The organism is Chitinophaga sedimenti (genome assembly GCF_023156195.1).
Classification (GTDB): Bacteria; Bacteroidota; Bacteroidia; order Chitinophagales; family Chitinophagaceae; genus Chitinophaga; species Chitinophaga sedimenti.
This window is the reverse complement of record NZ_JAKUKA010000001.1, coordinates 2,395,033-2,407,884: the sequence shown is the minus strand read 5'-3', so window position 1 is coordinate 2,407,884 and position 12,852 is coordinate 2,395,033. Positions and strand designations below refer to the sequence as shown.

13 protein-coding genes and 1 tRNA gene are annotated in these 12,852 nt (G+C 48.8%); 7 read left to right on the top strand and 7 right to left on the bottom strand.

The features are described 5' to 3' along the window. Window positions 1-378 precede the first annotated feature (378 nt). Both MKQ70_RS13730 and MKQ70_RS13725 read left to right on the top strand, forming a co-directional pair. Window positions 379-672, top strand: coding sequence for a hypothetical protein (locus tag MKQ70_RS13730; RefSeq protein ID WP_248072015.1), 294 nt, complete (start codon window positions 379-381; stop codon window positions 670-672). Then, a complete protein-coding gene (locus tag MKQ70_RS13725; protein WP_248072014.1) occupies window positions 597-1,430 on the top strand; it encodes an ROK family protein in 834 nt (277 codons plus the stop codon). The genes MKQ70_RS13730 and MKQ70_RS13725 overlap by 76 nt, the downstream gene beginning before the upstream one ends. Before the next feature lie 181 nt (window positions 1,431-1,611). Here MKQ70_RS13725 and MKQ70_RS13720 read toward each other — a convergent pair whose 3' ends face one another. Then, window positions 1,612-3,375 (bottom strand): ABC transporter ATP-binding protein, encoded by a 1,764-nt coding sequence (locus MKQ70_RS13720; RefSeq protein ID WP_248072012.1) that lies wholly within the window; start codon window positions 3,373-3,375, stop codon window positions 1,612-1,614. 87 nt (window positions 3,376-3,462) lie between these two features. On the opposite strand from MKQ70_RS13720, the gene MKQ70_RS13715 reads away from it, so the two are divergent. Continuing rightward, window positions 3,463-4,182: a TVP38/TMEM64 family protein gene (locus MKQ70_RS13715; protein ID WP_248072011.1), complete on the top strand. Its 720-nt coding sequence runs from the start codon at window positions 3,463-3,465 to the stop codon at window positions 4,180-4,182. A gap of 304 nt (window positions 4,183-4,486) precedes the next feature. Here MKQ70_RS13715 and MKQ70_RS13710 read toward each other — a convergent pair whose 3' ends face one another. From MKQ70_RS13710 to MKQ70_RS13700, 3 genes are all read right to left on the bottom strand, one after another. Continuing rightward, window positions 4,487-5,203 carry a lipopolysaccharide kinase InaA family protein gene (locus tag MKQ70_RS13710; protein WP_248072009.1) on the bottom strand — a complete coding sequence of 239 codons (717 nt, stop codon included), beginning with the start codon at window positions 5,201-5,203 and terminating at the stop codon, window positions 4,487-4,489. Window positions 5,204-5,524: 321 nt separating this feature from the next. Then, on the bottom strand, window positions 5,525-5,689 hold the full coding sequence (locus MKQ70_RS13705; RefSeq protein WP_248081342.1) for a phospholipase domain-containing protein: 165 nt from the start codon (window positions 5,687-5,689) through the stop codon (window positions 5,525-5,527). 80 nt (window positions 5,690-5,769) lie between these two features. Beyond that, complete coding sequence (locus MKQ70_RS13700; RefSeq protein ID WP_248072008.1) at window positions 5,770-8,037, bottom strand: phosphocholine-specific phospholipase C; 2,268 nt, start codon at window positions 8,035-8,037, stop codon at window positions 5,770-5,772. Window positions 8,038-8,235: 198 nt separating this feature from the next. On the opposite strand from MKQ70_RS13700, the gene MKQ70_RS13695 reads away from it, so the two are divergent. Beyond that, window positions 8,236-8,309: transfer RNA gene (locus MKQ70_RS13695), tRNA-Pro, on the top strand. 473 nt (window positions 8,310-8,782) lie between these two features. After that, a complete protein-coding gene (locus tag MKQ70_RS13690; protein ID WP_248072007.1) occupies window positions 8,783-10,258 on the top strand; it encodes an aminotransferase-like domain-containing protein in 1,476 nt (491 codons plus the stop codon). On the opposite strand, the gene MKQ70_RS13685 is transcribed toward MKQ70_RS13690, so the two are convergent. The 3 genes from MKQ70_RS13685 to MKQ70_RS13675 all read right to left on the bottom strand — a co-directional run bounded on the left by MKQ70_RS13685 (window position 10,230) and on the right by MKQ70_RS13675 (window position 11,998). Beyond that, window positions 10,230-11,078: an SDR family oxidoreductase gene (locus tag MKQ70_RS13685; protein WP_248072006.1), complete on the bottom strand. Its 849-nt coding sequence runs from the start codon at window positions 11,076-11,078 to the stop codon at window positions 10,230-10,232. The two genes, MKQ70_RS13690 and MKQ70_RS13685, sit on opposite strands and share 29 nt — an antisense overlap. A 118-nt stretch (window positions 11,079-11,196) precedes the next feature. Further along, window positions 11,197-11,556 (bottom strand): sulfite exporter TauE/SafE family protein, encoded by a 360-nt coding sequence (locus MKQ70_RS13680; protein ID WP_248072005.1) that lies wholly within the window; start codon window positions 11,554-11,556, stop codon window positions 11,197-11,199. A 109-nt stretch (window positions 11,557-11,665) separates the two neighbouring features. Continuing rightward, window positions 11,666-11,998, bottom strand: coding sequence for a TSUP family transporter (locus tag MKQ70_RS13675; protein WP_248072004.1), 333 nt, complete (start codon window positions 11,996-11,998; stop codon window positions 11,666-11,668). A gap of 167 nt (window positions 11,999-12,165) precedes the next feature. On the opposite strand from MKQ70_RS13675, the gene MKQ70_RS13670 reads away from it, so the two are divergent. Together MKQ70_RS13670 and MKQ70_RS13665 are read left to right on the top strand one after the other, a co-directional pair. Continuing rightward, on the top strand, window positions 12,166-12,330 hold the full coding sequence (locus tag MKQ70_RS13670; protein WP_248071993.1) for a hypothetical protein: 165 nt from the start codon (window positions 12,166-12,168) through the stop codon (window positions 12,328-12,330). Window positions 12,331-12,493: 163 nt separating this feature from the next. Next, a complete protein-coding gene (locus tag MKQ70_RS13665; protein ID WP_248071991.1) occupies window positions 12,494-12,796 on the top strand; it encodes a Crp/Fnr family transcriptional regulator in 303 nt (100 codons plus the stop codon). Window positions 12,797-12,852: the final 56 nt, after the last annotated feature.

The following is a 12,852-nucleotide window of genomic DNA, read 5'->3' as shown; positions in this document are numbered from 1 at the left end:
TCCATATGCTGATGAAATATTAACGTTGATCCCATTTCTTATGCTCTTTTTTGATAATTATATCTAACTAATTAAATTTTTCTCAAAACTTCTTGCATAATTTAAAGAAGTTTGCCTACTTTTATTCAAGAGATGAATGATAACAACGCTTGTTTGTGAGAAGAAAATACCACGATACTGAGAGCCTGGCGCATGCAATCTCATCACATCTTTAAATCCAGTTTTTAATTGTCCGACCGGCAGATTCTATATAAGAAATCGCTTATCAAGCACCTATACTTCAGTAAGGAACTGTCTTGCGCAGATTTAAGTGTTCTTACTGAAAAAAGCCTCCCGCATACCTCTAAAGCCCTCTATGAGCTGGTAGAAAACGGGAAGGTGGTAGAGTCCGGATATGCTACTTCTACCGGTGGGCGCCGTCCGCAGATCTATTCGCTGAAGCCGGATATCATGCATATTATTTCCGTGGCGATGGATCAATTCGTCACCCGCATGGGTATCCCGGATATGCACAACCAGTTTGTGGGCGAGCAGCAACAGATTGCGCTGGACTTGTCCGCTACGCCGGACGCATTGCAGGAGTTGGGTAAACACCGGTGGATTTTATCCGCGGATCGGGTATCGAAAAAGACCGCATTGCCGGTATCGGTATTGGTATGCCGGGTTTCGTAGATGTAACGAAAGGGGTGAACTATTCCTTCCTCGACGCTGGCCAGGGTAATATTACGGAATATCTCGAATTGCTGACGGGGCTTCCCGTGTTGATTGATAATGACTCGAGCCTCATTGCCCTCGCAGAACTTCGGCTTGGCGGTGTGCGCAACCGGCAGAATGCCATGGTCGTGAATATTGGCTGGGGTATAGGTTTGGGCATGGTGCTGAATGGCAGCCTGTTCCGCGGAGAAAGTGGATTTGCCGGAGAGTTCAGTCACATTCCGCTTTTCACCAATAACAAAATTTGTAATTGTGGGAAGATGGGCTGCCTGGAAACAGAAACCTCCCTGTCCGTCATCGCCGAAAAAGCGATTGCCGGCATTCGTGAGGGGCGCACTACGCAAATGAAGGGCCTGTCGCTCGACAACCTTGAAGAAACGTTTAAGAAGATAATGGATGCTGCTGTAAAAGGCGACAAATACGCGGTAGAACTGGTGTCGCAGGCCGCTTACCACATTGGTCGCGGCGTGGCAATACTGATACATATTCTAAACCCGGGACTGATCGTTCTCAGCGGAAGAGGAGCACTCGCAGGCAGACTGTGGATGGCGCCGATTCAACAGGCGCTGAACGAGCATTGTATCCCGAAAATAGCAGAGAATATCGAGATCATGATTTCACCTTTAGGTTACGATGCAGAGCGTCTCGGCGCCGCTGCGCTGGTGATGGAACACTTTGATGAGAAAAAATTTCTGCGGAAAGGTCAAAATCGTTAATAAGAAACAATTTCACGAATGTAATACGCCGGTGAACCGGCATGGGGGACTCATTGTCAATCTAATCTTTGTTAGTAAAACTTCGCACCAGGATATAGTGGCCGAACGGGGTGCTTTTTTCTTCTGCTTTGAATTTTCGGCTTGAAAAACAGTGAGGGCTGCCTGTCAACGGCAGCCCTATTTATTTCAATCTCACCCCATCGCTCCGGCGTTCGCCGACCTGCTGCCGCCACATGGCGTAGTACAATCCCTTCTGCTCCAATAATGCGCTGTGGTGCCCCGTTTCCGAAATCTTTCCTTTCTCCAGTACATAAATTACATCGGCATGCATGATGGTCGAGAGGCGGTGTGCGATTAATATCGTAATCCTTTCGCGGCTGGCCGATACTTCGCGGATCGTGTTGGTAATATCATCTTCTGTCAGCGAATCCAGGGCGGAAGTGGCCTCGTCGAAAATGAGCAGGCGCGGATTACGAAGCAGGGCCCGGGCAATCGAGATGCGCTGTTTCTCGCCGCCCGACAGCTTCATGCCGCCTTCGCCTAATATCGTGTCGATGCCGTTGGCGGAACGGGCGAGCAGGCCGGTACAGGAGGCTTTGTCCAGCGCGTGAAGGATTTCCGCATCCGTGGCATCGGCTTTTACGAAGAGCAGGTTTTCTTTGATCGTGCCCGCAAACAGTTGCGTGTCCTGCGTTACAAAGCCGATCTGCCGGCGCAGCTCATTATAACGGATATCACTCGCGGCTACGCCGTTGAAGCGGATGTTGCCTGATACGGGGCGGTACAGCCCTACGAGGAGTTTGACCAGGGTTGATTTCCCGGAACCCGACGGACCAACGAAAGCGATGGTTTGTCCGGCGGTTACGTCAAAACTCACCCCATCTATCGCATTTATGTGCGCAGTTTTATGGCGGAATACTACTCCGTCGAACTCGATTTCCTTTAAGGGTCCGGTTGCTACCGGTTCATCAGGCCGCCGTTCCACTGGCTTTTGCATCAGCTGGTCAAAGTTATGTACCGACGCTTCCACCTCGCGGTAGCTAAGGATAATATTGCCCAGGTCCTGCAGCGGGCCGAAGATAGAAGTAGAAATAAATTGCATGGCGATCAGTTCCCCGGTGCTGAGCACATGACGGAATATCAGCCATAATAAAATGAATAAAATAGATTGCCGTAACAGGTTGAGCGTGGTGCCTTGCAAAAACGAAAGTGTGCGTACGCGCCGGGTCTTCAACATTTCCAGGTCGTAAATCTTTCGGGTTTGCTCTTTCAGGCGACGAATCTCCGGGAATGTAAGTCCCAGGCTCTTTACCAGTTCTATGTTTCGCAGCGATTCCGTAATTACCCCCGACATCTTATTCGTCTCTTTGTTAATGCTCCGCTGCACTGTTTTTATTTTTTTACTTAGCAGGCCGGTGAGGGAGCCAAGTACCGGGATGCCGATTACAAACACGGGGACCAGCATCCAGTTTTTGGTAATCGAGTACCAGATGAGGAATCCGATCCCCACTACCGAAGAAAAGAGTACGTTGATAAAGGCGTTGATGAACCGCTCCGTATCTATCTTTACTTTTTGCAGCACAGATAACGTTTCGCCGCTGCGCTGTTCTTCAAATTCCTGGAACGACAGGCGCAGCGTTTGTTTCAGGCCGTCGTTGAAAATCTGCATACCGAAGGTCTGTACTGCCTGCCGCGTCACAAAATCCTGGAACGCCCGCGCTATCCGCGCCAGTATGGCAATGCCAATGGCAATACCCAGCCAGTACATAACCCCGCGCACCAGGTCCTGTTCGTTGCTGCTTACAGGTTTAGTGGCATAATCGTCGATGATCTTCCCGAAAATGATCGGATCCACCAGGCTTAACAGCTGCGCGACGCCCGCCAGTACAAGTGCCAGCACTACGCGCCATTGCTGTTCTTTAAAATATTTCCAGAGCGTCTTCATATGGAGGCAGGTCCGGCAAGTTTGGGGCCGGTACTATAAAAATAACAAACACCGGGCTCATGGTATGTAAATTGTGAAGGTGACGGTATGACCAAGCAACCTGTTGTTACCCACGTAGAGGCCCGGGAAAGTAAACTGCCCTTTTTTATTGCGGTGGGCGTACTGGCGACACTGGCCGGCATTTATTTTCTCATTCCTTCCTTTAAGGAATGGGTAAACGAAGCGGTGGAAATTCTCACCAGTAAAGATAAAGACCTTATCCGCGACTGGGTGGCCGAATTTGGCATGGCCGGACCTATAGTGCTGGTACTGGTGATGGTGGTGCAAATGTTCCTGATCGTGATCCCTAACATCCTGGTCATGATTATCGCTATCACCGCGTACGGACCAATCTGGGGGTCGGTCATTTCACTGACCGGTGTATTTGCCTCTTCGTCTTTCGGTTATGCCATTGGCCGCTATCTCGGGCCGGGCGTGGTGCGGAAGTTAATCAGTCCCAAGGCGCAGGATACCATTGCGAAGTATTTAAAGCTTTATGGGGTACCCGCTATTATCATCACCCGTCTGGCGTCTATCTCCAATGATGCCCTCGGTATCGTCGCCGGTTTTCTGCGGATGCGTTACAAAAGATTTATCCTGGCCACTATGGCCGGTATTACGCCACTGGTCGTGTTGCTGGCCATCTTCGGGAATGGTGGTCGTATTGAGCGGGCGCTGTTGTGGATCGCAGGATTTTCGGTAGTGGCGCTCATCATTTACATTATTATCAGAAACAAGCACATAAAGCAGAAGCAAAGCGGACAGTAAGAATGTGAATATTTTTTTTCGGGATGATATGGTCTCCTCACCATATCTTTGTCGTTATCTGAATGACTTAAGAGTATTTCCTCAATAAAGATAAACCGAACCCGAACTGTATATAGTAATGTAGACCCTCTTTATAGGAACATAATCTTACTTTTTATTTTCCCTTTACTATGACCCAAACGTAATATCCGTACGCTTTGTGCGGACTATCATGTTTCGTATATCCTTTACCTTACCTCTTTTTACTAGGTGTAATTCAGGGATACGGTCCCTTATTTAATTGACGCGTTCATTAGCAGGATATTCATCCTGCTTTTTTTTGTTCTAATCTCAAAACAGGTCGATGGATGGTTAGAAACCGAAGCAAGAAGTGTTTCAGCTGGCCTTTCCAGTAACGGAACAACATGCGTTTTTTGCGGTAATTCAGCATGGCGGTGAGCGTGAACAGTTCATTTTCGCCCGTCGCTTTTGCATACTGCTGGCCGTAGTAGGCGAGCATAGGCAGCGGGAGGTCCAGGCGCCGGAGGTTTTTCATACGGTCGGCAAAGGAGCCCTGCCGGAAGTTCATCCGGTTATTATCCACCAGTGAAAAAGTATATTCATGCCCGTTATACTTGAAAAGAATATTGCCGATAGAAAAATCTTTATGATAAATATGCTGCTGATGTAATGATGCGGTATAGGTCGCAAATTGGTCGATTACCCTTCGGGCCTCATCCTGTGGCAGTTCCAGTATTGTTTTTAAAGGCTGATAATCGGTGTATGTGCAAATAAAATAACTGTCCGTCATCCGTCCATTGTCTACACACTCAATGTAGGCCACGGGTTCGGGTGTGCGAAACCCTTTGCTGATCAACTTTCCCGCGTAATGAAAGGCTCGTTTTGCTTTGGAGGGCAACACATTGGCGTACACAAACTGGTTAAACAGGTAAATCTGTCGGTACGACTTAATCACGAGTTTCGTGTTCCGTGCAATGTCTACACGAATCACGTTACGCGCTTTATGCACAACAGCTCCCATCGAATTAAACTTAACCGGTATGTCCTCAACATAACTTCTCAAAAACTCATACTTAGGCGCTATTTCTATATGTATACTCATTGCCTTGCTATTACCTCCGTTAAAAAATATCCATCGCTTCTCCTTGCGGAAGAGCAATTTGTTAAACATTATGACAACAGAAGTAGGTTAAAATACAGGAGTGTAGATCAATTGCAGGCTAGCTAAATGTGTGTTCGCAGGTATTATCGTACAAAAATCTGTAGAAAATCTGAATTAGGCAAAAAAAAAAAAGAAGCGACCGTTTCCTGCAGGCCGCTTCTTTTTTATGTCGATCATATGTTATGCGCTCATTTGCGGATCGGTCCGGGATTCCAGCCCATTTTCCACGTGCCCGGCAAAACGTTGCTCGAAAGTTTGGGCGCCTTTGATACGAACGGTGAAGTCGTACCAGCCGGAACTTTTAGACAAAGGCAGGTTCACCGTTTCTGTTACTCCTTTCGCCAGGTTGCGGGATAACTCTTTTTGTCCGTATGCATTATCGTTAACAGTAATCGTTAGCGCCTCGCCAGCATGCAGCTTCAGGCTTACGCCTGCGACCTTTTTACATCCGGCGGATACTCGCAGCGCAGGTCGAGCACAGGATCTTTGGCGGTACCCTTAAACTCGCGGAAAAAGCCATTGGGGCCATGCAGGCGCAGATGATATTTACCATGCTCGAATCCTTTCACCGGCCAGCTGTAGTCGAGTGTGTCGCCCTTTTTAACGGCAAACGACCAGTTGCGGCAAACATCGGTGCGGCCATCTTCATCAGTAAAACTTTGCGGCGCATACACAGTGAGCGGCGCCCCTACAGCCTTTTCGCCGAACAGTTGCATGCCGGCAGCCATGTTGATGGTAAACGCCTGCTGCTCTTTATTCCACTGACCATTGGCATACAGTTCGTAGGGCAGGGCGGCAGATGGGCGCGTGCCTTTTTCCTGCCGCGCTTTGATCGCAGAGGGATCTTTAATCGCCGCCTGGATCTCGTCATCTCCCAACGCGCTGAAGCCGGCCGGCTCGGCCTTGAACTTCGCGTTGTAAATGTCCTGCACAAATTTATCACGGTCCAGGAACGGCAGTGGTTTGGGGCTGCTACCGTCGAACGGACTGAAGGCCGCGGTCAGGTCGCCGCTGATAGCCCTTCTCCACGCGCTGATATTATCGCAATGGATGTTCTTATCGTATTTCTTATTGACAAATGTTTCCAGGAACTGGAGGGTAGAGGTATGCTCAAACACCTGCGAGCACACTTTGCCACCGCGGCTCCAGGGGGAAGCGATCAACATTGGCACCCGGAAGCCCAGGCCAATAGGGGCCTCGCGGGCCTGCTTCTCTGGTACGCCTTGTTTCAGTTCATTCGCCAGGCGCACGTGTTCCACTTCGGTATCGATACCTGCGGATACTTTACCGGTACCGGGTTTGTTGTTATCCGGGATAGAGAACGGCGGTACGTGGTCGTAGTAGCCGTCATTTTCATCATAGGTAACAATGAAGATCGTTTTTTTCCATACCTCCGGATTTTTAGTGAGGATATCGAGTACTTCCGATACGTAGTATGCGCCGTACCAGGGGGCGCTCGGGTGATCGGAGAAGTTTTGCGGGCCTGCCAGCCAGGATACGGTGGGCAGTTTGCCTTCGTTTACGTCTTTGCGGAACTGGTGCAGGATGTCGCCGGAAGGTACGGTTACTTCGCGCGCCTTGCCGCCGTCTTTGTATTTCATGGTAGTTACCGAGCGGTAACCAGCGTCGCCGGAGTTCACCACAAACGCTCGTTCATTCAGTTTTTTCTGTGCCTCGGTAAGTTTGCCGTAGGCATCCTTGTTCCACTTGGCCAGTTCGGCGCGGGCATTGTCCAGCGCCGCCTGTTTCTTCGCTACGGCTGTTTTATTTTTGGCGGCGGCATCTTCCGAAGAAGGGCTTTCTTCCTGCAGTTTATTGATCTCGTCGGGCAGCGTATCCACCTGCGCCTGCAGGCTCGCAATATATCGTTCGCTGAATTTTACATGGTAGGGCGCGAAGAACTCCAGCAGGTTACAACCAAAGTTGGCCAGCCATGCCCGCTCTTCGCCTTTCCATCCGCCACCGCAGCTGATCTCGTTCTGATAAAATTTCCAGTCGATCCCGTTTTTCTCCAGCTGCTCCGGGAAGGTGCCCCAGTCGAGTTTGGCATAACTGAAGTCGTCGTTACGGATATGCGCTTTTTCGATACCGTCCCACTGATGCGTGATTTTGCCTGTCCAGAAGAACGAGCGGTTGGGCGTGGTGCTGGTCATAGCCGAGCAGAAGTTCTGGTCGCACACGGTGAAAGCGTCTGCCATCGCGTAGTTGAAGGGCAGGTCTTCGCGCGTGTAATAGCCCAGCGTCAACGGCATGGACGCGTACATTTTATTGCCCGGCCGCTTTGCGATGAGCCAATTGTCGTACTTGCCCTCGTTGTAAGCATCTACCTGGCTGGCGCGGGAGTGGGGCAGGGAGCCCATCCAGGTGATTTTAGTGTCCATCATATCCAGCCGGAAAGGTGCGTAGGTTTCGCCCTTTTCGTTAGTTTGGAGCCATACCGGCTTTTTGTCGGGCAGGCTGATCGCGCGCGGATCATTAAAACCGCGAACCCCTTGCAGTGTGCCGAAGCAGTGGTCAAACGAGCGGTTTTCCTGCATGAGGATCACCACATGTTCTGCATCGAGAAATGTACTGCCGGGTGCCGGATCAATGGCAAAGGCCCGTTGGATGGATGCAGGCAGCACGGAAGAAAGCCCGGCTGCGCCGGATAGGAGCATGGATTTTTTCAGGAATTCCCTTCTGGAATCACTCATATGACGTGTTTTTCTTGGATTATAGGGAGGCAATGTACGGCTTTGCGTAATTAGTAGTTACGGTGGTTTGGGAGCGATTTGATGGACGGTTTTCAGACGGTGGTCAACGGTTGCGTAGGGGTGGAGTTGACAATTACATAATATGGTGCAGAAATATTTTTGAATTATCGGTTGGTTTGCTACATTTGCAACCCCGTACGGGATGTAGCGCAGCCCGGTAGCGCGCTTCGTTCGGGACGAAGAGGCCGCTGGTTCGAATCCAGTCATCCCGACAAGCCTTAAAACCTTTACAGTAAAAGGTTTTAAGGCTTTTTCTTTGCTGTTATCCAAGAATCCGACACGCCGCAGCACGCAAGAATGCTCTAAACACTTTTTTGGGTATAAAACCGGTAGCATTTTGGTTGTCAAATAAAACTACTGCGTCGCCACAGATACGACCATTTGACGCCCGTATTTATCCGTATAAATAATTCGCTGCCTGTTCGGACTCCCCGCATCCACAAAATCGCCATGATAAACGTCGATGATATCGTTCCCGTTGTCGTCCTGGCCACGGATGATTTGGACAGTGATGGTTTTCAGCTTATCATCTCCCGAAAATTCCTTAATGGTATACTGTTGTCCCTTTATCGTTTCAAAACTATTGCCCGTATTGATATGTTCCCCCTCTCAAGTTCACCTCCGCGTAGCAAAAAGTCGTAAAATTATACCTTTAAACCTAGTGTCGATTATATCCTTATTCACCATGGGAGTACAGTTATTACCATACAGTAATTTGATTGAAATTAACAGGCAATCCGCTGTTCCCGTTTTTAAGCAGGTAGCGGAAGGCATTGTCCTGCTAATAGTAAATGAGAAATTAAAACCGGGATATCAATTGCCTGCCAGCCGCGACATGGCATCACTGTTGAAAATTAACCGCACAACGGTGGTGTCTGCCTATGAAGAGCTCCAGGTTGAAGGATGGATAGAAGTTATAGAACGAAAGGGGAATTTTGTTGCCCAACAGCTCCCGGTGGTACGTCCAAAGCCCTTCGAGGCCCCGGCAGTCAAAAGGCCCGGTGGCGAGGAATATAATAGTTTCTATAAGAAAGTCGCTTCCTGGCGGGTTTCCAAAAGAACATTGAGTGCTCACCAATTGATGATGAATGACGGCTATCCCGATGTGAGGCTGGCGCCATTGGACTCGATTTATGACCGTTACCGGTTCTTGTCTAAAAGAGTTTACCTCCATGGCAGGCTTTTGAACGATAGTGCCGCCGGAAGTATGGCTTTGAGAACCGAATTATCTCATTTTCTTGCTAAAACGAGGGCACTCCATCTCGACCCCAGTCATGTGCTCGTTACCCATGGGGCCCAGCTGGCGATCTTTATAGCGGCAAGCTTGATCCTGCGTCCCGGGAGTACGGTCGTCGTCGGTGATTTAAATTACATTCTTGCCGATAGGCTTTTTGAACAGATGGGTGCGAAACTGATCAAGGTAAAAGTGGATGAGAATGGAATTGATGTCGACGAAATTGAGCGCCTCTGCAAAAAGTCGCCCCCTGATCTGTTATACATTATTCCTCACCATCATCACCCCACAACCGTCACCCTCAGTAAAGAAAGAAGAATTAAACTTTTGGATATTATTCGAACGTACCGTCTTCCGGTTATTGAGGACGATTATGATTATGATTTTCATTATGAAAATGCTCCAATACTACCTTTAGCCAGCGCAGACCATGGCGGTTATGTAATTTATATTGGTTCTATCTCGAAGACATTAGCACCTACGGTCAGGTTGGGGTACCTGGTTGCAGGGGATGATTTCATACGGCAGGCTTCCATGTTCAAACAGATGGTGGAAATCCGCGGTGACGTGTTGTTTGAGGAAGCTGTCGCGCATTTTTTTAACACCGGTGAAATGCAGAGACATTTACGGAGATCGGTGAAGTTGTATAAAGAACGGCGGGATATTTTCTGCGACATGCTTAATTCCTCCGTGGGGGACCTCATTCATTTTAACACGCCGGCTGGCGGCATGGCTGTTTGGGCCACGTTTCCCCCGGCGTATTCAATTCCTGATCTTGCCAGTCGGTTAGCAGAAAAGGGTATTTTCATGAACGAAGGCAGCCTATACCGATACAACGAAAACGTCAATGGGATAAGGCTCGGATTCGCTTCCCTGAATACAGCAGAAATGCAAAAATTTATCGGGGCGCTGAAGGAGTGCAGGTGAGTCTGGCCGCGGGGCAAGGTATAGGGCAGCAGGGCGAAATTGATCCCGTTGCCCTATACTGGCCACAGTCATCGGGTTTATGAGGACTTTTTCCAGTCATCAAACCTGATTTCCCCGGGTGAAAATCTCCTGCAGGCACCAGCAAACCTCTTGGTATCTCGAAGAACATATATTTATTGTCATCGTTGGCTACTACTACTTTTTCTTCAGGCTTTTCGTCGAGGTAACTTTTTACAAATTCGTTCATCCGGCCACGATCGGGACCGGCTATCTCAACAATCCCATTTTTCGGTTCTTCCAGGGCAAATTTAACAACATAGCTTACAACATCTGCAACGGCGATCGGTTGGTAATCGACTGTCGAAACGTGTACCGCTTTGCCTTCACTCTGAACGTCGATTATCGTCGAAATATGTTCATGGAATTGCGTCGAACGAATGATGGTATAAGGAATGCCGGATGTTGCGATAGTGTCTTCCTGCAGCTTCTTAGCCTGTAAATAACCTATATGCTGAGCAAGGGGAACGCCAACAATAGAAAGTATAAGATGATGTTTAACGTTTGCAATTTTCTCCGCTGCTACCAGGTTTTTGCCCGCAGTACCGAAAAAGTGTAAAGCGGTTTCTCCATCCGGAGATTGGGAATTGGACAGATCTATCACAACGGCTGTTCCCGCCAGCGCTTCTTCCAGGCCTTCGCCGGTCAGGATATCAACACCCCGGCTTGGTGATCCTACAATTACCTCGTGACCAGCATTTTGCAATTTTACACATACATCTTTTCCAATGAGGCCGGTTCCTCCGATTACTAAAACTTTCATGATTGAAATACTTTTAAAATACTGAGATAGTCCTAACAGGATTTAATTCTCGACAAAGTAATGGATTAATTAAAATCGCATGACCATCCAGCAATCATTTTCATGGCAGTCCAGACACCTAGTCGGGCATGCCCGCGATTTCCCTCACCAGGATATAAATGCCCATAACCAGCACAAACCATCCAAAGGCCTTTTTCAGTTTGCCGGCAGGTATTTTCTTATTCAGGTAGCTGCCCAACAGGATTCCTGCAACGGCCAATGCTGTTACAGTCAGCAGTAACTGCCAATCCATTCCCTTGTCGTGCAGGTTGCCTGTAAACCCTATCAATGAGTTCAGGGCGATGATAAGCAGGGAGGTGCCTACCGCCTCTTTCATAGGCAGGTGAAGCAGTAGTACCAATGCGGGAATGAGCAGGAAACCTCCGCCGGCGCCCAGCAAGCCTGTTACCAGCCCGATACCTGTGCCGTAGAAGATCAACTTACCGATATTTATCTTTTTTCCGCCGTTACAGTGGCGCCCGGAGCATTGTTGTTGCGCATCATAAAAATAGCGGACACCAACATCAGGCTGGCAAACAACACCATTGTCAGCCAGCTTTCTGTAATGGAAAACCCATATATGCTGCCGATATGCTCGGGGATGGCTGGTACCAGCCACTTGCGGGTGAGAAAACGGCAGCCACGGAGGTTGCGGCGAATAGCAGCGCCATACGGATGTTGACCGTTCCCTGTTTATATTGCTGGGCTGCGCCTACCAGGCTGGTAGAGCCGACCACAAACAAGGAATAGGAAGTGGCCGTTACAGGAGATACGCCGAACAGGTAAACCATGACCGGCATGGTCAATATCGAACCTCCTCCGCCGATCAGTCCCAGCGATATGCCGATCAATAATGAAGCAATGTACCCGAGTAAATGCATGATGGTTATTTCGGGTAAAGGTGCTATACCCGGTTTCCACGGACGGTGATTTTAGTCACGCAAACGCTTTATTCCTTCATAAAAATTTATATGTGACCGTTGTCACCTAAAAATGCCAGGGGAGCGGTATCTTTCTGTTGACCGTTTTTAATTTGTAATTTAATGATATGGGAGAACAATATTCAATCCGCCATTTATTTCCGGGACTTGAGGAGGAATTGTACGAAGAAATGGAGCAGCATGGAGAAATACGCCAGTTGCCTGCCGGAACCGTCATGTTACGTAAAGGCCAATCCATCCGGTCTGCCATGTTGATACTGGAGGGGTCGTAAAGATTTACCAGGAAGATGAAGAGGGCAATGAGTTCTTTATGTACGACATTGAACCCGGGGAAGCATGTTCGGTTTCCATGTTATGTGCATACCGCCAGGAAAATAGCCAGTACTGGCGAAGACGCTTACAAACGTCACTGCACTCGCCATTCCCTTTCAATACATGGATGAATGGCTCGGGAAATACAAAGGCTGGCAGCACTTCATCATCAAAGGCTGGAGAGCGCGGTATGAAGAACTGCTTTATACGATCAATGATATAGCCTTCAGGAATATGGATCAACGCCTGGAATCGTATATCGAAGGACAGGTAAAAAGAATGGGGCGGCATATCAGGCTAACCCACCAGGAGATCGCCTCCGACCTCAACTCATCCCGCGAAGTGATCAGCCGGTTGATGAAAAAGATGGAGAAGAACGGATGGGTGATCATACACCGCAACTCCTTCGAATGGATCAAGTCATAAGATCGGCTGTGTGACATGCGTCACCGATAGGGAACGAGATAGCTTTCAACTTTGTG

What these genes read in the sequence shown, in the direction of transcription:
- MKQ70_RS13720 (WP_248072012.1), bottom strand. Translation starts at nt 3,375, where the DNA reads ATGAAGACGCTCTGGAAATATTTTAAAGAACAGCAATGGCGCGTAGTG.
- MKQ70_RS13715 (WP_248072011.1), top strand. Translation starts at nt 3,463, where the DNA reads ATGACCAAGCAACCTGTTGTTACCCACGTAGAGGCCCGGGAAAGTAAA.
- MKQ70_RS13710 (WP_248072009.1), bottom strand. Translation starts at nt 5,203, where the DNA reads ATGGGAGCTGTTGTGCATAAAGCGCGTAACGTGATTCGTGTAGACATT.
- MKQ70_RS13700 (WP_248072008.1), bottom strand. Translation starts at nt 8,037, where the DNA reads ATGAGTGATTCCAGAAGGGAATTCCTGAAAAAATCCATGCTCCTATCC.
- MKQ70_RS13690 (WP_248072007.1), top strand. Translation starts at nt 8,783, where the DNA reads ATGGGAGTACAGTTATTACCATACAGTAATTTGATTGAAATTAACAGG.
- MKQ70_RS13685 (WP_248072006.1), bottom strand. Translation starts at nt 11,078, where the DNA reads ATGAAAGTTTTAGTAATCGGAGGAACCGGCCTCATTGGAAAAGATGTA.
- MKQ70_RS13675 (WP_248072004.1), bottom strand. Translation starts at nt 11,998, where the DNA reads ATGCATTTACTCGGGTACATTGCTTCATTATTGATCGGCATATCGCTG.
- MKQ70_RS13670 (WP_248071993.1), top strand. Translation starts at nt 12,166, where the DNA reads ATGGGAGAACAATATTCAATCCGCCATTTATTTCCGGGACTTGAGGAG.
- MKQ70_RS13665 (WP_248071991.1), top strand. Translation starts at nt 12,494, where the DNA reads ATGGATGAATGGCTCGGGAAATACAAAGGCTGGCAGCACTTCATCATC.